At 67.5% G+C, this 17,536-nt stretch carries 17 protein-coding genes; all 17 read right to left on the bottom strand.

All coding sequences use genetic code 11. From position 1 onward, the window contains the following. Positions 1-5 precede the first annotated feature (5 nt). Positions 6-935: an aminoglycoside phosphotransferase family protein gene (locus AB0D85_RS44175; RefSeq protein WP_362334261.1), complete on the bottom strand. Its 930-nt coding sequence runs from the start codon at positions 933-935 to the stop codon at positions 6-8. An 850-nt stretch (positions 936-1,785) separates the two neighbouring features. Further along, entirely contained in the window at positions 1,786-2,130 is a 345-nt protein-coding gene (locus AB0D85_RS44170) for a hypothetical protein (RefSeq protein WP_362334258.1), read from the bottom strand. 616 nt (positions 2,131-2,746) lie between these two features. After that, positions 2,747-3,421: a DUF998 domain-containing protein gene (locus AB0D85_RS44165; RefSeq protein WP_362334255.1), complete on the bottom strand. Its 675-nt coding sequence runs from the start codon at positions 3,419-3,421 to the stop codon at positions 2,747-2,749. Positions 3,422-3,520: 99 nt separating this feature from the next. Continuing rightward, the gene (locus AB0D85_RS44160; RefSeq protein ID WP_362334252.1) at positions 3,521-4,150 is read right to left on the bottom strand and encodes a VTT domain-containing protein; all 630 of its coding nucleotides are present in this window, start codon (positions 4,148-4,150) and stop codon (positions 3,521-3,523) included. Positions 4,151-4,154: 4 nt separating this feature from the next. Further along, on the bottom strand, positions 4,155-5,768 hold the full coding sequence (locus AB0D85_RS44155; RefSeq protein WP_362334249.1) for a hypothetical protein: 1,614 nt from the start codon (positions 5,766-5,768) through the stop codon (positions 4,155-4,157). Continuing rightward, positions 5,768-6,685: an ABC transporter ATP-binding protein gene (locus AB0D85_RS44150; protein ID WP_362334246.1), complete on the bottom strand. Its 918-nt coding sequence runs from the start codon at positions 6,683-6,685 to the stop codon at positions 5,768-5,770. Before AB0D85_RS44150 ends, AB0D85_RS44155 begins: the two co-directional genes overlap by 1 nt. 12 nt (positions 6,686-6,697) lie before the next feature. Further along, positions 6,698-7,129, bottom strand: a complete 432-nt coding sequence (locus AB0D85_RS44145) for a hypothetical protein (protein ID WP_362334243.1) — start codon at positions 7,127-7,129, stop codon at positions 6,698-6,700. A 90-nt stretch (positions 7,130-7,219) separates the two neighbouring features. Then, complete coding sequence (locus AB0D85_RS44140; protein WP_362334240.1) at positions 7,220-8,431, bottom strand: histidine kinase; 1,212 nt, start codon at positions 8,429-8,431, stop codon at positions 7,220-7,222. A 10-nt stretch (positions 8,432-8,441) separates the two neighbouring features. Then, the gene (locus tag AB0D85_RS44135; protein ID WP_362334237.1) at positions 8,442-9,614 is read right to left on the bottom strand and encodes an acyltransferase; all 1,173 of its coding nucleotides are present in this window, start codon (positions 9,612-9,614) and stop codon (positions 8,442-8,444) included. A 30-nt stretch (positions 9,615-9,644) separates the two neighbouring features. Then, positions 9,645-10,316 (bottom strand): response regulator transcription factor, encoded by a 672-nt coding sequence (locus tag AB0D85_RS44130; RefSeq protein WP_362334234.1) that lies wholly within the window; start codon positions 10,314-10,316, stop codon positions 9,645-9,647. Between the two features lie 59 nt (positions 10,317-10,375). Beyond that, on the bottom strand, positions 10,376-10,591 hold the full coding sequence (locus tag AB0D85_RS44125; RefSeq protein WP_362334231.1) for an MbtH family protein: 216 nt from the start codon (positions 10,589-10,591) through the stop codon (positions 10,376-10,378). A 36-nt stretch (positions 10,592-10,627) separates the two neighbouring features. After that, positions 10,628-11,563 carry a winged helix-turn-helix domain-containing protein gene (locus AB0D85_RS44120; protein ID WP_362334229.1) on the bottom strand — a complete coding sequence of 312 codons (936 nt, stop codon included), beginning with the start codon at positions 11,561-11,563 and terminating at the stop codon, positions 10,628-10,630. A gap of 3 nt (positions 11,564-11,566) precedes the next feature. After that, the gene (gene mppR / locus AB0D85_RS44115) at positions 11,567-12,403 is read right to left on the bottom strand and encodes an enduracididine biosynthesis enzyme MppR (protein ID WP_362334226.1); all 837 of its coding nucleotides are present in this window, start codon (positions 12,401-12,403) and stop codon (positions 11,567-11,569) included. A gap of 89 nt (positions 12,404-12,492) precedes the next feature. Next, the gene (locus AB0D85_RS44110; RefSeq protein ID WP_362334223.1) at positions 12,493-13,713 is read right to left on the bottom strand and encodes an aminotransferase class I/II-fold pyridoxal phosphate-dependent enzyme; all 1,221 of its coding nucleotides are present in this window, start codon (positions 13,711-13,713) and stop codon (positions 12,493-12,495) included. Beyond that, positions 13,710-14,873: an enduracididine biosynthesis enzyme MppP gene (gene mppP / locus AB0D85_RS44105; RefSeq protein WP_362334220.1), complete on the bottom strand. Its 1,164-nt coding sequence runs from the start codon at positions 14,871-14,873 to the stop codon at positions 13,710-13,712. Before mppP ends, AB0D85_RS44110 begins: the two co-directional genes overlap by 4 nt. Positions 14,874-14,933: 60 nt before the next feature. Beyond that, positions 14,934-15,944, bottom strand: a complete 1,011-nt coding sequence (gene gntD / locus AB0D85_RS44100) for a guanitoxin biosynthesis L-enduracididine beta-hydroxylase GntD (protein ID WP_362334580.1) — start codon at positions 15,942-15,944, stop codon at positions 14,934-14,936. Between the two features lie 238 nt (positions 15,945-16,182). Beyond that, positions 16,183-17,536 (bottom strand): MFS transporter (locus tag AB0D85_RS44095; RefSeq protein ID WP_362334217.1); only part of this gene is annotated, 1,354 nt, incomplete at its 5' end.

Here is a 17,536-nt window from a genome sequence, read left to right as displayed (position 1 = left end):
CGCCTTCAGAACGGGCCCCATTCGTCTCGCCCCTTTCCGGTGCGAAGGGACCGCACCCGACGAGCGAATTCCGCGGCGGCCGAGTCGCTGGTCGTGACCTGGTGGCCGAGCCAGGCGACCATCATCAGTTCACGCAGGTCCGCGAGGGTCTCGTACCCGGGCCAGTTCATCAGGTCGAAGCCGTACCGGTGCACGAACTCCGCGTACTCCGCCTTGGTGTGCCAGCGGTACCGGTCGTAGAACATCGCCGTCTGGATCAGATCCCACTCACGCGGGGCGAGGGCGAAGCCGTCCAGGTCGATGAGCACCGCGTGCCCATCCCGGTGGCGGAGGATGTTCCCGATGCTCGCATCGCCATGGATCATGCCGAAGGGGAGAACGAAGTCCAGCCGGTCGTACTCCTTGGCGAGTCTTGCCGCTCGCTCATCGAGGAACGTCCGGTCCTCATCCGAGATGCCGTCCAGCCCTTCGAGGGAGGCCCCCACCTTGGCCAGCGGATCGAAGTACGGCAGTCCGAGGGACTCGGGCTCTTCGAACCAGTGCAGACGGCGGAGCAAGTCGGCCAACTCGGCGACCGTGCCGTACTCCTCGCGCTCCTGGACGCTCTCCCAGAAGGTGACCACTCGGCCGGCGATGACAAGAGGCTGAGCTGTCGAGGCCGGCACGCGCATGGCCGGGAAGTCCTGGGTCTCCAGCCACCGGGCCACACCCACAGCCCGCTCCATGTCCGCCCGGACCGCCGGATCACGCGCGATGCGGACTATGACGGGTAACGACGTGAGACGGTAGACCGCATTCGAACCGAGGCGCAGCAACTCGGCGCCGCGGGAGTCGAGTCCGGCCGTCGCGCAGGCCTCTTGGAGTACGGGCTCCAGGCCCTCCGCCGTGAACTCCGTACCGCCGCTGTCCGGTCCCCCGCTGCTGCCCGAGATCATGCATCGACCATACGGGCCGGACCCAGCGCCCGACAGGCCGCCCACGTAATAGGGACGTAATGATCTTGCTCAGGCCGCACCCCGGTGGGCTCTCCGTCGCAGGTCAGGCCGCCGGTGCCCTCTCGGCCCCACCTGGCCTCCGGAGCCGTGTGCGCAGGTTCGAATCCTGCCGGGGGCACCCAGGTAGCCGGCATTTGTACAGGTCAGGGTGTCCAGGCCCGTTTCCCTCATCGGGAGACGGGCCTTTGCGATATATGTCGCGATGCTTCCTTCGCGGTCGCCTTCTGTCCATCGTCGACTCAAGCATGCAGGTCGTCCGCCCCATGCGGCGCTCGCAACACCGTCGTTGAGTTTGCGCAGGTGTGAGCCCTCTCCGGCACCCAGAACATGGGAACAGGGCTCTCTACGACGGGCCCGTGCGGCGGGGATCCTGGTCGGCTCCCTGATGCTGCCCTTGCTGTTCAACGAGGCATCGCAGGACTTCCAGGATGGCGGCTCCTTGACGGCGGGCCAGCTCCTCCTTCGGGGCCGCCCACGACGACGTACTCATACCGGACCGTCAAGCCGTCCTGCCGTTGGCGCCCCGGCCTCGTGCGCTCGCTCTGGTCCACGCGCACCTCCCGAATGGCGGAGAGGCCAGGTCCCCGCCCCTCTGCGCGCCAGGCGGGCAAGGGGGGGCGGTCAACTCCTGGCGAGTATCGGAAAGTTCGCCGGGTCACGGCGGTCTGGGGTCTCCATGTGGGTGACATACCGTGCGGCGCACAAATCTGCCAGGCGCACAGCGCCAGTCATGGGAGCAGAGCCCGCGGACATGACCCTCGGCTATCAAAGGAGCGGCGTCAGCACGTGTTCAGAGCCGTCGTCGCCCACCTGCGAGGGCCATTCCCAAGCGATGCGCCGGGCTGCCCTCCGGGGGCGCACCCCGGCCGCCGAGGGGTCGGGTCAACTCCATGATGATGGTGGCGATCAACTCGGCTTCACGCTCCTGCTCTTCCTCGTAGGCAGTGCGCTGGAGCGCCCTGCGGACGACTTCGGGCGACAGATGCGGCATCATCCCCTCCAGTAGTTCACCTCTCATCTCGCCGCCGCGATGCCCCGCCAGGATGTGCCCCACCTCATGCAGGATGATGTGGTCTTGATGGGCTGCACTGGTCTCCTGTTGGTAGAAGATGTAATCAGTCGTACCGGTGGCCATCCACAGCCCTGATGGACCGTGCGTGGGGAATCGGTGGGCGAGCAGGCAGATGGGGCGGCCTCGATGGTTCCCAAGGTGTCCGCAAAGCCTTCTCACATCCACGGGAGAGCGAACCCCGAGAACTCGAAGTTCACGCTTGCACCACCGACGTAACCGTCGTTCCACCACTCGAATCCCTTCACGCCTGACACCGACATCGATCATGTAACAATGAGGCAGGGGCATGGACCAGGAGAGTTTAGGCCACGATCGGTGTCGAAGATCACCTTGAATAAATCATTCGAGATCTCGAACGCATTCAACGAGTCCACAGCCCGCCTGGATTTTTTCGGCGGGTATTCCGACAGCCCAGTAAGCTGCACAGCGCATCCGGTAGCACCGAAGAACTGACTTCGGTTTCAGTTTTTCATGCGTCGTTTCCGCTTCTCGTCGTTGAAGAAGTACACCGGAGCTCCGAGTGAATCCTTGATCGAGGCGCATGCGGGAAGGGCCGCCCCTTCTTCCCCTGTTTACCCGGAAGTCTTGGATAAGTTCCCGGAACCGAGCTGTATTACGGCGGATGTGATAGTGATCGAGCACTGCCGGATCAGGGACAGCGAGGACATCGAGTGCAGATTCACCGCGCCGTCTGAGGCATCTCCGATTGCAACGACGCTTCCGTGCCACGAGCCCGGTGGAGCAGACCTGCAACTCCGGCCGTGAGTGTCCACACGAGAAGAGGCAGGGCGGCCACGCGCTCCATGCCTCCTATGCCGAGTCCGAGATAGCGCTGGGACAAGAACAGCGACAGAGCAGTGAGCGCAAGGGCTCCCAACAGGCCAGTCGCCCACCGGAGCCCGGTCCCGACCTCACGCGACAGGCCGGCGCCCGCCGTCAGAAGGCCGATGTTGCCAAGGCCCATGATGAGCATTGCCCCCAAAACATGCTGGTTCTCGTAGACGTCGGCAGGGGCGAGCCCGGCCACGACGAATCCGACGCCGGCGCTCGTGAGGAGAGCCCGTGTCACCGTCGCAGTCCGGTTTGTGCGCCAGAGGGAGCCGCCGCAGGCGACGCCGACGGCGAGGAGCACACCCAGGAGAACGAACGAGAAGTTCATCAAGTCGTGTGCTGGCGAGCAGACGTACCTTGGTCGGGGTTGCGTCTGCGTGGTGCAGTACACGTTGCCGAGGTCGCTGATGTTGTTCCGTGCCCAGCTGTACGGTGTCGACCAGGAGACCTCGACGACCGCGTGCGCCCCGAAGAACTGCACGACGCCTACGATCCACGCGAGGCAGCCGATCCGGTACTTCAAGTACCTCTCCTCTTTCCTCTGGCATTGGGCCATTTCCCCCTATGGACAGTCCCGGCCCAGCCACCGCGGGGGATCGGTTCATGGCTGAGCCGGGACGACTCATCTCGACCAGCGGTCTTCTGCTGCCAGACCACGAGGCCGAGCGTCTTCAGGCATGCCGTCGAAGGTGGGAAGTCGGCGGTTTCGGCGGCGTGCCACCAATTGGGCCACCAGCACTCCCATAGCGATGAGCATGGACACCGCGGGCCCGACGGCGATGACCGTGTATTCGTTCGCTGAGATGCTCCCACCGAAGTATCCGATTCCCACGACGCACGCGACGAACAAGGCTTCCGCTGTGCACATCGCGGCGGCGTAGCGCCACATGGCAAAGCGGGTGAGACCCGCCATAAGGCCTGCGAACAGTCGCCCTCCGGGGACGAATCGAACACCGATCAGAACTGCGACGCCATGGCGTCCTGCGTGACGTGAGGCCCGCTGGACGGTTGTATCCCGGCGCCGGTGCCGGGAGAGCCTGCTCAGCAGCCTCGGACTTCCGCGACGACCGATTGCGTACACGAGCAGGTCGCCGACGAAGGCTCCCGTGAGCGGAATTGCCACGACCAGTACGAGGTTCAGACGGCCCGTTGCGGCGAAGGCCCCTGCCGCGGCCAGTGGGGCGGAGTTGGGGACCAGTGGCAGGACGGTGATGGCTGCCAGAAAGGGATAGATCCACAGCGAGTCGCCCATGTGGTTACGACGTGGCGCGGCGTGCCGCGCCCGACAGGAAGACAGCGGCGAGCATCACGGCCACACTCACGATCAGGAACGTCGGTGACATGCCGGCCGGAGTGCCGTCGTCGGCCCGGATCGCGCCCATGAAGTCGACGGGTGCGATGCCGTTGACCGTTCCGTACCAGAGGGGCAGATAGGCGAACTGGAAGAGGCGGTGGGTCCGGCTGAGGGTTCCGAGGACGAGCGCGAAGGACGGGATGAAGAGCGCCCCGAGGAACCAGTGGACGAGGCCCTGGGTGTCGGATCCGGTGACCATGCGCACCGCCGGGCCGATGCCGGCGATGACCGTGAGCAGGAAGCCTGCTCCCCATTCCGCCGCCATTCGGCTGCGCGCGGAGGGATAGGCGCCCAGGATTGCTTCCACTCCGTACTCATGGCGCTGGGTGCCGAGACGGGACCAGATGAGCACCGGCCAGATCCAGGCCAGCGGGAGCAGGAACCGCGTGACGCCGGTCGCGGGCGTGACCATCTGGGCGACGAGCGTGAGGGCAAGGACTCCGGCCCACCACCACAAGGGCGTTCCCTGAATGAGGATGCGGACCTCTCCGAACAGCAGGCGCAGCGCGGGATTGCCGTACTTCACTGAAGCGCGGGGCAGGTTGGTGAACCCGGCGGAGCGCTCCTCCGTGCGGTCGTCCTGCATGATCACAGCGGGGGTTGTCGACCTTTCCGGCGCTACACCTCTGTCCGAGCCGGGGACCGCGAGGCCGCCTGCCCGGGCCGGGTCGAAACGGGGGAACCAGAGAGCGGGAAGCAGCGCGAGCGCCACGGCGATCATGACAAGGGCATACCGGCTGAGAAGAAACGCGGGACTCGGGTCGAAGCCGTGCCACACGAAGGTCTTCAGAGGCTTGTCGATCAGTGTCAGGCCCAGGCTAAAATCTCCGACCTTGTCAGGGTCGATGCCCTGCGCCTTCATGCTCGCGCTCAGCGACTGGACGACACTGTGGACCCCGATACCGCCGAGCGGGGCGTTGGGTGACTGACCGCCGATCGCGATGAACGCCCAGATGAAGAACCACAGGACGTTGCCGAGCCCCGCCCTCAGCAGCGGAATCGCCTCGAAGAGAAGCGCTGCGGCTGCGGTGAACGCCATCAATGGCAGAGCGATGGTCACGAACGGGCTCAGCAACTCGACGGGGTTGACCGTCATGGCTTCCCCGCGCGCCAGTTGCATCACCACCGCGGTGACCACGAGAACACCCAGCATGGAGGCCAGCACCAGCACACTGCTGAGGAATTTGGCGAGGAGATAGGCCCACGTCCGCAACGGTGTCGCTGCCAGGAGTCTGCCCACACCGGTGCTCTCGTCGCGCGAGATCGCGTTGCGTACGACGTAGAAGCCGCCCAGCGAGAGCCAGACCGTTCCGGCCAGCGCGACGACCATGCCGATGTACGCGCTGTTGTAGGTGCCCCGGTAGGCACCCACCTGCATGACCACCCAGCCTGATTCCTCGGCGGGCGTGGCGAGGTAGCCCAGTCCGACGGCGGCGATCAGGATGACGGCGTATGCCGGTCGGCGCACCCGGTCCCAGAAGTCGCCGATGGCGAGCCTGACGAGTGTCTCCAGCATCACTGCCATCCCGTGGGCTCGGAGGGCGCGGCCAGCGGTTCGGACGGTCGCACAACGGCCTGGTTCACGATGGCCAGGTAGGCGTCCTCGAGGTCGGGCTCGACCCGCTCGGCGGTGGCGTACGGCGGTACGTGCGTCAGGAGTCGTACGCGAACTCCGCTCGAGGTGCGGATCATCCTGCTGACGATCTGCCGCTTTTGGATGACGGGGACGTCCGCGGGGTCGACGAGGACCTCCCACACCCGGTCTTCGACCGCTGCCAGGAGCTCTTCGGGGGACCCCCGGCGCAGGAGTCGTCCGCCGGCGACGACCGCGATGTCGGAGGCTACGGACTCGACGTCGGAGACGATGTGGGTGGAGAGCATGACGACCCGGTCCGCGGCGAGGTCGCTCAGCAGGTTCCGGAAACGGACGCGTTCTTCGGGGTCGAGTCCTGCGGTGGGCTCGTCCACGATGATGACCTTCGGGTTGGCGAGCAGTGCCTGGGCGATGCCCACCCGCCGCATCATGCCGCCGGAGTACTTACCGAGGGGGCGCTTGACCGCCTCGGTGAGGTTGACCAGTTCCAGCAGTTCGTCGATGCGGGCGCGAGCCGAGCGGGCAGAAAGGCCCTTGGCGGCCGCGAGGTAGGAGAGGAACTCCCGCGAGGTGAGGTTCGGGTACACGCCGAAGTCCTGCGGGAGATAGCCGAGGGTTCGGCGCAGCACGTCGGGTTTGGCCACCACATCGGTGCCGTCGAACAGGACCTGGCCGCTGGTCGGCCGGGTCACGGTCGAGGCGATCCGCATGAGTGAGGACTTACCGGCTCCGTTCGGGCCGAGCAGACCGAGCATCCCGGTCTCCAGCCGCATCGTCATCCCGTCCACGGCTCGCTTGCCGCCCCGGTAGACCTTGGTGATGTCGACGAGTTCCAGCATGATCGCGGCCCCCTACGCCCCGAAGTTCCGGGCATCGACCAGCGGCGCCAGAGCAGCTGTCTGTGTGCCCTTCAGCTTCGTCTCACGACCATTGCGCAGGACCTTCACCGACTTCGGCACCTCGACACGGAAGCGCACATCACAGTTGGCGAACCGCTCGCAGCCCGCCTGCAGGTCCAGGGTGCCGTCGTCGAGCTTCCAGCTGGAATGCGGCTTGGCCCCGGGCTCAACGTCGAACCACCGGGTGACCTCCACGTCCTCGCGATCGCTTGCGACAAGGTCGGTGGGGATGCCGTGAGACCGGACGTTGAGTGTCTTCCCGTCGAACGAGAAGGTCTTCTTCTCAGGTGTCGCGTCGTCGGCATCGGCGCAGCCGGTGAGAACGACCAACGAGGTCAGGGCCGCGGCGGCCAGGACGCTCCTTGTCAGACGGCGAGTGAACACGCTTACCTCCGGATAGCTCAGTAGACCTCTTCAGCATGGTTTTCCTGAGCCCGGCGGACATCTGCCGTTCGGCAGATATCCGGCGGCCAGTCAGCGATCCGCGCTCGTCCGGGTCGGCGTGCGCAGCGGCAACGTCCCCGTGACCTGCCAGCCGTCGCCGGCGGGGCCAGCCGTGAGGGCCCCGCCGAGTGTCTTGAACCGCTCGTCCAGCCCGACCAGCCCAGTGCCGCCGCCCTTGCGGTCCGGCAGCAGCGGCTTGCCACTGCTTCGGTCATTCACGACGCAGACCCGCAGCAGGCTCTCGTCCGCCCGCTCGACGGTCACGGTGACCAGACGGGCCGAGACAGCGTGGCGCCGGACGTTGGTCAAGGACTCCAGCACCAGGCTGTACGCAGTCTCGTCGATCTCCCGGGGCAGAGTGCCGACCAGGACCTCGTCGAGGTTGAGTTCGGTGGTGACCGAGTTGGACTCGGCGAATCTGCGAACCAGGTCCGAGACATCCGCCAGCCCGTACAGCCGGGTCGTCGGCTGAGCGGGCTCCTGTCCCGGCGGGGCGTCCTGTTCGGCCTCCGCCTCGCGCAGCGTCTGTAGGGTGCGGTCCATCGAGTCGAGGGCGCGCAGGCCCGCCTGCTCCACCCGGGTCAGCAGCGCCTGGTGCTGTTCCGGTTCGTACGCCGACACTTGGGCGGCCTGTACCTCGAGCACCATGCCCGTCACCTCGTGGGCGACGAAGTCGTGCAGGACTCTGGCCATGTGGAGGCGCTGTTCGCGGCGGGCCTGAAGTACCGCCCGCCGTCGGCGGTTGTCCGTGGACCTCAGATAGCCGCCGATGCCGGCGGCGCAGGCCACCGGCACGAGCGTGACGAGCACCATGGTCAACGACCCGGTGGCCCCCGACTCCGGATTGCGCAGGGTGAAGCGCAGCGGTAGGGCAGCCGTCGTGAGGATGGCCAGCAGCGCGGTGGGGAGGAGATGGCGGGGCTGCGACCGTCGAATGAGACGCGCGGTGAGGATGAGCAGCCCGGCGAACTCGAAGGGCATCCACAAGAGGGTCAGGCCCTGCTTGCCGACGTACACGAGGTCCGTGAGGAGGGAGACCGCCATGACCGCCAGCGCGGCCGCGTTCTCGGTGATCCTTCCCCACGGCCACCGCAGGAGCGGCACCGACACCGCAAGCAGGGCCGATACGGCGAGGAGCAGCGCGATGGGCGGGCCGAGCAGGGCCGGCAGCCCCAGGCAGACGACCGCTGTTCCGATGCATAAGCTCCGCCAACGTCCCAGTGCCGCGCTGCTCGTCGTCATGGTCATCAGCCTACGCAGAGACCTTCGTCGAGGTCGTCTTCGGTGGTCGGCGCCGAGCCCAGCGGCGTACCGCCGGCTGTTCGACACAGACGTTCAGCACCCAGGCCAGCGCCAGGGAGACCATGAAGGCGCCGGACAGGAAGGCGAGGCCTCCGACAGGCGCCCAGGCATCTCCCTTGGGTATTCCGCCGTCCATGGTGTAACCAAGCATCAGATGGCCGAATTTCAGCACGGGGCCGTGGAGCAGGTAGAAGGCGAAGGTGAGTTCACCGAGTCGGACCATGGGGCCGCCGGTGAGGCAGGTGCGGCGGCCCGCCACGTCGGCCACGGCCAGCGAAGCGGTCAGCAGGGCCACGGGCACCGCGATGAGGGCGGCGTACCGGTAGAGGTAGGGCAGTTGCTGGGCGGTCACGTAGACCGCCACCAGCAGGGCTGCGGCGGGCAGCGGGCGCAAGCCTATCCAACGGCCGGTGAGGACGACACGTGCCATCAGCATGCCGAGTACGCATTCCAGCATGCGGGTGAGCGGGAAGAAGTACACGAACCAGTACCGGCTCTCCGACGTGTTCCACAGCGGGGTGGGCGGAGTGTCCGGCAGGAAGACATTGGCGGCCACCGGAATCAACGCGATGACCACGGCGACGCCGCCTACGGCGAACCAGAGCCGCTCCGGCCTGATCCGGCGCACCAACGGCAGCAACAGCGGAAAGAGGGCGTAGAAACCGATGTCCACGGACAGCGACCACGTCGCGCTGTTGCCGACGTCGGTGAATTCGGGCGAGGGGAACCAGGACTGGACGAGCAGCAGCTGGGTCATCAGCGGGAACACCCGCGGCAGCTCGGTCAGTGACGCGATCAGGACGACGGTGAAAGCCAGCGCGACGATGTGGTTGGGGAAGACCCTGACAACGCGTCGGCGCCAGAAGGAGCGGGCTGTGTCATTATCGCGCCAGGTCCACGTGAGAACGAATCCCGAGAGGACGAAGAAGTACGAAACCGCGGTCTGCCCCGTGGTTCCCACACCCTCCAGGTAATTCAGGCTCCAGTCGTAGGACTTGAAGACGATCTCGAATGATCCGTGGACGATGAAGACCAGAACCATGCCGATGACCCGCAGGCTGGTCAGAGAATTGAGCTGAGGACGTCTTTCACGAAACTGGGCGGATATGTCTTCGTCGACCATGATGCCTCTTCCGGGTGTGACCATGTAGGGCTAACATTTCGTGGCGTATCCCATCTCCCATGCCCGCACGGCGATTCCGACACGGTTCCGCACGCCGAGTTTCCGCTGAATGCTGGCGACATGCGTCTTGACCGTGCCCGGCGAAATGAACATCTCCGATGCGATATCGGCGTTGGTGAGCCCTTCGGCGACCTTTCCAGCGATCTCGATCTCCCTCTTGGTGAGGGGGTCGATGAGGGTTTCACGCCCGGTGGCCGCACCGACACCGGGCCCGTTACCGGTGACGTGCCTGAGCAGCCGTACCGTGACGGACGGGCTGATCAGACTGTCACCGGCAACCGCCGCCCGCACGGCCTCCACGAGCAGCGTGGGTCCGGAACGCTTGAGCAGAAAGCCCGAAGCGCCATAACGCAGTGCCGGATACACGTACTCGTCCAAGTCGAAGGTCGTCACGATGACGACCTTGCCTTCGAAGCCGGCCGTGGGGGAGAGCAGGTTACGGGTGACTTCCAGCCCGTCCATGCGCGGCATCCGGACGTCCAGGAGCGCGACGTCGGGGCGCAGACGCTGGGCTGTCTCAAGGGCATCCGCGCCATTGGCGGCCTCACCGATCACCTCTATGTCCGCCTGGCTCTCGAGGATGCGCCGCATACCTCGGCGAACCATCTCCTGATCGTCAGCGATGAGCACACGAATCGTCACGGTGGGCCATTCTTACAGCCGATGGGCGGTGGGATTCCGCGGATATGAAGGGGGACCTGCTAGTTCTCGGCCATCCTTTCGGCCAGACGCCGAGGCCTCATGTCGGTCCAGTGCTCGTTGACGTAGGCGAGTGCCGACTGACGGTCCGTCGCCTCCAGGACGACGAGCCATCCGGCGGGAACGTCGGCGAAGGACGGCCACAGGGAGTGCTGGCCCTCGTCGTTGGCCAGGACCAGGAAGGTGCCGTCCGGATCGTCGAACGGGTTGGTGCTCACGATGTCTCCTCCTTGGGATCGAGCGGGAACTCGGGGTCAGGCAGCAGGAACGCGAACGGCCTGGGGCTGCGCGAACCTGCGTGCGTCAGGGGTTCGGCTGTCGAGCAGGGCCACGCCGAGCGGGGTGAGGGTGTGCAGCGCGGTGTTCCTGCTTCTCGTCGTCATGATCAGGCCGGCCCGGCGCAGTATGGAGGCATGCTTGCTCGCCCCTGCCAGCGAGAGGTTGAGCCGTTTCGCCAGCTCACTGGTGGTGCAGCTTTCGGTCAACACCTGAAGAGCGGCGGCCCGGGTGTGTCCCACGAGCGCGCCGAGAGCCTCAGCGTCCCCGGCACACTGCCTGCTGAACTCCGCTTTGGCCGGATTGTTGACCGGGAAGAGCACCGCCGGTCGTCCGTTCGGACCTGTCGCCTCCACGAACAGACAGGTCTGTTCGGGCAAGAAGAACGAGGGGCTGAGCACCAGTCCGCGGCCGGCCAGGTAGACATCCCGTTCCGGGCCACGGTGGAGTTCCAGGACCGGAGCATTCCAGCGCAGTCTCGGGTGCAGACTGCCGAGCAGTCGTTCCGCGCCCGAGGCGATCATGATGCGTCCGCTTGCGTCACGGATTGCCTCCAGCATGGTGCGCACCTGCGCCCAGTAGGGGCGCACCGCCGCATGGCTGAAGTCGGCCAGCGTGGACATCATGGCGGCTTGGCGGGAGTTGGCCGGGCGTGGGCCCGTGTCCGCAGGTCGCTCGCCACAGTGGACGAGGTTCACCAGCTCATCGATCGATTCGTTGCTGCGCGCCAGGACCTCGAAGGCCGCAGAGCGCTGCCCGAGTTCGACCCGCAATTGTCGGCGCCAGCCGTGGAACGTGACATTGCCGCTGTCGGCGAACAGCCGGAGCGCGAGCGCACTTTCGGTCAGTAGTCCGAGACCGGCTGGCATGTGCAGCCGAGCGAGGTCCTCGGCGGTGAAGTGGATCCTCAGCATGTGTCACTCCCCGAGGAGGGGCAGCAGGCGCCCTCCCTTGAGCGTCTCTGCGTACGAGAAGACATGACCGGCGCCGACCTCGACCGGTCTCAGCCCGGTGAAGTCCTCGTCAAGGGCATCAAGGAACTCGAGTTCGGCCTTGCCGCTCCAGATGTTGTCGAACTCCACGTCGGTCACCTCCGAGGCGGCCAGCGGAGCGGGCCGCTCGATCGGAGTTGTCCAGGCCGGGGTGACGAGGCTGTGGACGAGCGGGACCGTGTGCAGGGCCGGCGGTTCCTGTGCGGGGCCGGTCAGGGTCACGGTGGCCTCGACGACGCGTTGGCCGTGCACCGAGAGGTTCCCGGCGAACAGGCCGCCTTCGGCCCGGCGCGAGCCGGCCCGGCCCGCCAGCCCGTGCCGGGTCTGATGGACGGCGCCGTACTGCTTGGGCATGCCCTGCACCCAGCCACGCACGAGCGGCACTGCCTGGTCGACCCAGGCGTACGGGCACCGCGCCATGGCGGCCCCGTCGTAGGCGCAGCCGAGGAGGATCAGGAACTCGGAGAACTGGCTGCGGGACGGGTCGGACAGTTGTTCGCCCGAGTCGGAGCACCACTGCCATGCAGCGAAGACGGCCGCGGCGGCGCCGGGGTCGGCACCGAGGGTGAGCCCGGGCGGCAGGAAACCCGCGGCCGCCGCCGGGTCGACGCGGTAGTCGACCATGATGACGTCGCCCGAGAAGTGCCAGGGCGGTGGAGTGAGCATGGCGGAACGGCCTGATGGCGACAGAGGCAGGCTGTAGCCGTGCGGGCCCGCGCCGTCGGAGTGAGAGGCGATGGCCTGATGTGGGGCAGGAGACATCAACGGTTCCCGTTTCCGTGTCGGTTTCGTGCGGGGAATGGGGCGGGTGCGGGCGAGCGGGTGCCAGGGTGGCTGGGTCCGTTGCCCGGTCAGACGGTCCACGCTGCGGCGAGGCGGTGTGCCGCCTCGGTCAGCACGGCGGGCGGGTTGAAGCTGTACGCAAGCCGCAGTCGGGGCTGGTGACCGGTGCCGAACCGGGACCCGGGCGCGAGCCGTACCCCGGCCGTCTCGGCGGCGGCGGTGTACGTCTCTTCCCTGACCTCGGGCGTGCCTGCGGGTCCGAGCCACAGGAAGAACCCGCCGCCGGGCACCTGGCAGGCGAACCGCTCGCCCAGGAGGGCACACAGTGGTCCTGCCAGCGCGTCCCGGCGCTTGCCCAACTCTTCCCGTGTCAGGGCCAGATGGCGGTGGTAGTCCCCGCCGCGCAGGACGGTGGCGACCGCCAGGGACGTGGTGTGGTTCAGGGAACCGCCGCTCACGAGCATGCCGTGCTCGCCGAGCCATGCCACCAGGGCGGGTTCACCGAGCAGCCAGCCGAGCCGTAGCCCGGGAGCGAGTGTCTTGGCGAAGGTACCTAGGCGCAGCACCCCCTGGTAGCCGGCCAGCGCGGCGAACGACGGAGGGACGGGCTCCTCGGTGTCGAGGGCAAGTTCGGCGTAGGCGTCGTCCTCGATCACCATCACCTCGTACTCCCGAGCGACGTCGAGCAGTTCTCTTCTGCGGGTGAGCGGGACGACGATGCCGGTCGGATTGTGGAAGGTGGGGTTGACGTAGACGAAGGCCACGCGCCGCCTCGCCGCGCGCTCGGTGCGCACAGCCTCGCGCAGGGACTCGGGGTCTGTGCCCAGACCGTCCATCGCCACCGGGCGCACGCGCAGCCCACAGTCGCTGAAGATCCGCCGCGCCAGGTCATAGGAGTACTGGTCGGTGATCACCGTGTCGCCGGGTCGTCCCAGCAGGCCGGACAGGAAGTGCAGGGCCTGGGATGTGCCGGCGGTCAGCAGTACCTGATCTGGTCCGCAGGGGTGTCCGTCGGCGAGTGTGGCCCGCTCCGCCAGTGCCTCGCGCAACGACAGCGCACCCGTGTTGTGGCCGTAGGCCAGCGCGGCCGGTCCGTATTCGTCGAGGGCCCGCTGGTAGGCAGCGCGCAGCAGACCGACTGGCAGCAGTGCGGGGGCGGGGTAACCGGGGCCCAGGTCGATCAGGCCCGGCGGTGGGACATGCTGGACGATCCCCGGCCGCCAGTGCCGCAGGGCTGGCCCGCGGTCCGCCACCTCGTGTCTGACGGGCGCTGCGGTGCCGAACGTCATCGACGCGACTCCAGCGCGGCGCGCAACATACGGACCGCACGTCCGAGGGGCTCCGCGGGACGAGCGAGCGCGATGCGGAAGCTGTCGTCCCCTTCCTGCGGGTTCGCCCAGTGGAACTTGCGGCAGGGCAGAACATAGACGTTCTTGCCGCGCAGCTCGGTCCAGACCTCCGATGCCGAGCCGTCGTGCAGGCGGACACGCTCCACGCTCACACGGATGTCGTCGCCGAGGCAGGTTATCCCCTCGACCCCGGTCAATCCGTCCCGCACGATGCCGCGGTTTCGGGCGATGAACTCGTGCAGATCGGCGAAACCGCCGGTGGCGGCGTCCTCGGCGAAGCTACGGATCAGGGTGAGGATCATCGGGGAGACGCCGAGCAGAATGTCGGAGTAGATCAGGTCGACCGGCAACCCGAGGTTGTCCGAGTACACGAGAAAGCCGGCCTTGAGGTCGAGAGTCGGCCACAGCTTGCCGGTGTCCTCGATCACCACCCAGCGGCAGCCGCTGGCGGTCAGGACCTCGTAGTGGTCGTACTGGGCGCGCAGGTCGAAGCCTCGGAAGGAGGTGTCCAGGCACAGGACCACGTCGTGCTCGGCGCACTGTTGGGCCAGCCGGGCCAGGTTCTCTTGGGAGAGCACGAGGCCGGTGGGGTTGTTCGGGGTGGTGACGAAGACCGCGCCCACCGACGTGAGAAACTCGGGGTCCAGATCGCCGGAGTGCAGCGGTTCCTCGTCCAGGCGGACCAGTCGCAGGCCGCAGCCGCGCAGGATGTCCGGGATGTTGTCGAAGGTCGGGTGGACCAGCGCGATGGCGTCGATGGAGGTCGCCAGGGTACGGGCGAGGATCTCCATGGCCACGGACGACGCGTAGCAGCTCAGCACGCGACCGCTGCCCGACAGATACCTGTGCTGGCCGAGTGAGTGGAAGAAGGCTTCGTGGGCTTCGTTCTCCAGTTCCTCCACGGGTCGCTCCGCGCTCTCCTCGAAGAGGGCGGGCAGCTCGTTGATGATCTTCTCCTGGGTCGGAGTCAGCCCCTGTCGGGCATGGCCGTCGGCCAGGTTGAGTTCACTGTTGATGGCCATGAACTCCAGCTGGGTGAGGTTTTCCTCGCCCCGGCCGTGCATGATCGGCCGGTTGCCTATCTCGGGTGCAGCAGTCACAACAACCTCGCGTGAAGTGGGGGAAGGTGGGCGTGCGTCGGGTCTCGACGGCGGTGCCGTTCAGTGGATGACGCGGGATTCCGCGTCGAGCCGTGCCCCGCGGGAGGGACGCAGATCCCGGGCGATGTTCAGCCGGCGCAGCCAGCGATCCGTGCCGTCGAAGCGGGCGCGGAAGGGCTTGCGTCCGTGGACGGCCCGGAAGTTGTCGAGGAAGCAGATGTCGCCGGGCCTGAGCACCACGTCAGTGAGGGCGGCGTCGACGGCGTCGCACAGGGTGTCGAGCGCGCGTTGCTCCTCCTCGCCCTGGCTGCCGGCCATGTAGTGGGGGTCGACGCACAGGTACGGGTCCTCGGTGTCGCCGAACAGCACAGCGACGGGCGTGGGATCGGCCAGGGCCCGCTCCACGCGCTCCCGGCTGCGCATGAGCAGTTCGGCACTGCGGCCGGTGGCGGCGAGGGACTCACCGGTCAGCCGGTGGGCGTCGTCCGGTCGGATGACGAAGCGCTCCTGCCAGAGCAGGGCGCGCAGGTCGTCGCCGATGCGGATGTCGGCGAGGTCGGCGACGGTCGTCTCCACACCGTCCGGATTGCGCAGGCACATCAGCCCGAGGTAATCGGCGCGCAGCGGGTGGAAGGCGTCCTCCGTGTGCCAGGTCAGGGTCTCGACGCTGCCCCAGCCGATCTGGCCGTGCTCGTGCTCCTTGACCGGGTAGATGTCGTGCATGAGGCGCCCGTCCTGCTGAGTGGCCCAGCCGACGGGGTCCCCGAGCAGCGCGGCGATCAGGAAGAACGCGATGTCCTGCCGAAGCGAGGCGGTCCCGCTCGGGGAGCCCGCGCGATCGAGAGGGGTAGGGCCGAGCACCGCGTCGTCCAACGGGAGGCCGGAAACGACGAGGGTGGCCGACCGCTCCGAGGACCGGTAGTCCAGTACGGTGCTGCGCAGTCGGCGAGGCAGCTCGGCTGCGTACAGGCGGCTCTCCTTCTGGAAGGAGGCGGACTCCACCGATTGGTGGTGTCGGGATATCTCAACTGTCAGCGCTTCTAATGCCGTTATTTCCTCTTTGTCCAGCACGTGGGTGATCAAGGGGTGTACGACCTCCGCTGGTGGGGTGTCGGTTCCGGCTCACACGACGCGAGGTTCAGGAGCCGTCGCGGGTGCGAGCGAGCACAGTCGGCCGACCCGGCGCAGAGCGAGTTGCCGGGGAAGATGGTTACGGGCTGCTCCACCCGACCGTCCGGACCGTGCTGTATGAAGCCTCTCAGTCGCCCCAGAGGTCTCGCCACATGCTTCGGCCGCTGACGAAACACCCTCAACTTCCCGCACCTGCATCGGTGTTCGTGGACGGGAAGCGGCGCATCGTCGGGCTCGCCGTGACGAGCAGGGCGATCACGGCGAACGCCGCCGCGCATCCCAGGACCGCCGGGGCGCCGCCACCCGTGGCCGCCATCAGCGAGCCGCCCGCCGCGGGGCCGAGGGCCCCTGCCCCGCCGCTGCAGAAGCCGGCCACTCCGCTCAGCCGTCCGCGCAGTGCATCCGGGGTCGCCATCAACTGGTAGGTGAGCACGGCGGTGTTGGCGGTCGGTGCGAGCAACGCGAGCAGTCCGAGCAGCAGCCCCAGCTCTATTCCCGGCGGCACGAAGGCCATGGCCGCAGTGCCTGTTGCCGCCAGCCAGGAGAAGCCCAGGACGATCAACGCAGCCGGCAGCCGGGCGTACAGCCGGGGCGCGGCCAGGGCGCCAAGCACGCCGCCCACGCCGAAGCAGCCCATCATCAGGCCCGTCTCCCCCGCGCCCACGTCGTCCTCCCCGGCCAGAGCGAGGACGACCACCATCAGTGCGCCGAAGACGAAGTTGGTCAGCATCACCCACGCCAGGGTCGTGCGGATGACGCGCCGTCCGAGCACCCAGCTGAAGCCGTCCAGCACGTCCCCTCGGGTGGTGCGGGGCGCCGGGGCATCGGCGGGCGGGGCCGGGCGCCCGGGCAGCCGCAGCAGTGCCAACGCACCGCAGCACAGCGCCAGCATCACCGCGTTGGCGAGGAACGGGTGCACGGGGTGCACCGCGAACAGGAAGCCCGCCGCCGGAGGTCCGAGCACCGCAGCGACATAGGGCCGGGCTGTGTTGCGGGCGACGGCTGCGGACAGTTGCTCCTCGGGCACCACCTGGGTCAGGGCGGCGTGCTCGGCGGGGTCGAAGGCCGCGCCGAAGACGCCCTCGACGGCCACCGCCGCGAGGACGAGCGGAAACGTGTAGTGGCCCAGGGCGAGCGAGGTCGCTAGGGCGGCCATGCCGAGGGTTCGCGCGCCCGCGCTGACCAACAGGATCGTGCGTCTGTTCCAGCGGTCGGCAAGCACGCCCGCCGGTACCACGGCCGCCATCTGGGCCAGGGACAGGACGGAGGAGGCCAGCCCCATCTGCAGCGGGGAGCCGGAACCGGCAAGGATCAGCAACGGCAGGGCGATGGCCAGGATCTCCGCCGTCAACTGCGACAGGAGCTGGCCGGTCCACAGGATCGTGTAGTTGCGATTACAGGAGAGCGGGAGAAGGGGGAGCGGGGGGGGGGGGGCCCCCCCCCCCCCCCCGGGGGGGGGGGGTGGGGGGGGGGGGGGTTTAAAATAAGAAGGTGGGCGTGGGGGGGGAGTGTGGTTTAAATAGGAGTGGGTT

Source organism: Streptomyces sp. NPDC048277, from assembly GCF_040652235.1.
Taxonomy (GTDB): Bacteria; Actinomycetota; Actinomycetes; order Streptomycetales; family Streptomycetaceae; genus Streptomyces.
The sequence above is the reverse complement of the archived record's forward strand: the minus strand, read 5'-3'. Positions and strand labels throughout refer to the sequence as shown.

Coding starts and splice junctions, on each gene's coding strand:
- mppR (WP_362334226.1), bottom strand. CDS start 12,403: ATGTCTCCTGCCCCACATCAGGCCATCGCCTCTCACTCCGACGGCGCG.
- AB0D85_RS44110 (WP_362334223.1), bottom strand. CDS start 13,713: ATGACGTTCGGCACCGCAGCGCCCGTCAGACACGAGGTGGCGGACCGC.
- AB0D85_RS44150 (WP_362334246.1), bottom strand. CDS start 6,685: ATGCTGGAACTCGTCGACATCACCAAGGTCTACCGGGGCGGCAAGCGA.
- AB0D85_RS44140 (WP_362334240.1), bottom strand. CDS start 8,431: ATGACGACGAGCAGCGCGGCACTGGGACGTTGGCGGAGCTTATGCATC.
- AB0D85_RS44170 (WP_362334258.1), bottom strand. CDS start 2,130: ATGGCCACCGGTACGACTGATTACATCTTCTACCAACAGGAGACCAGT.
- AB0D85_RS44175 (WP_362334261.1), bottom strand. CDS start 935: ATGATCTCGGGCAGCAGCGGGGGACCGGACAGCGGCGGTACGGAGTTC.
- AB0D85_RS44135 (WP_362334237.1), bottom strand. CDS start 9,614: ATGGTCGACGAAGACATATCCGCCCAGTTTCGTGAAAGACGTCCTCAG.
- AB0D85_RS44160 (WP_362334252.1), bottom strand. CDS start 4,150: ATGGGCGACTCGCTGTGGATCTATCCCTTTCTGGCAGCCATCACCGTC.
- AB0D85_RS44155 (WP_362334249.1), bottom strand. CDS start 5,768: ATGCTGGAGACACTCGTCAGGCTCGCCATCGGCGACTTCTGGGACCGG.
- AB0D85_RS44120 (WP_362334229.1), bottom strand. CDS start 11,563: ATGCTGAGGATCCACTTCACCGCCGAGGACCTCGCTCGGCTGCACATG.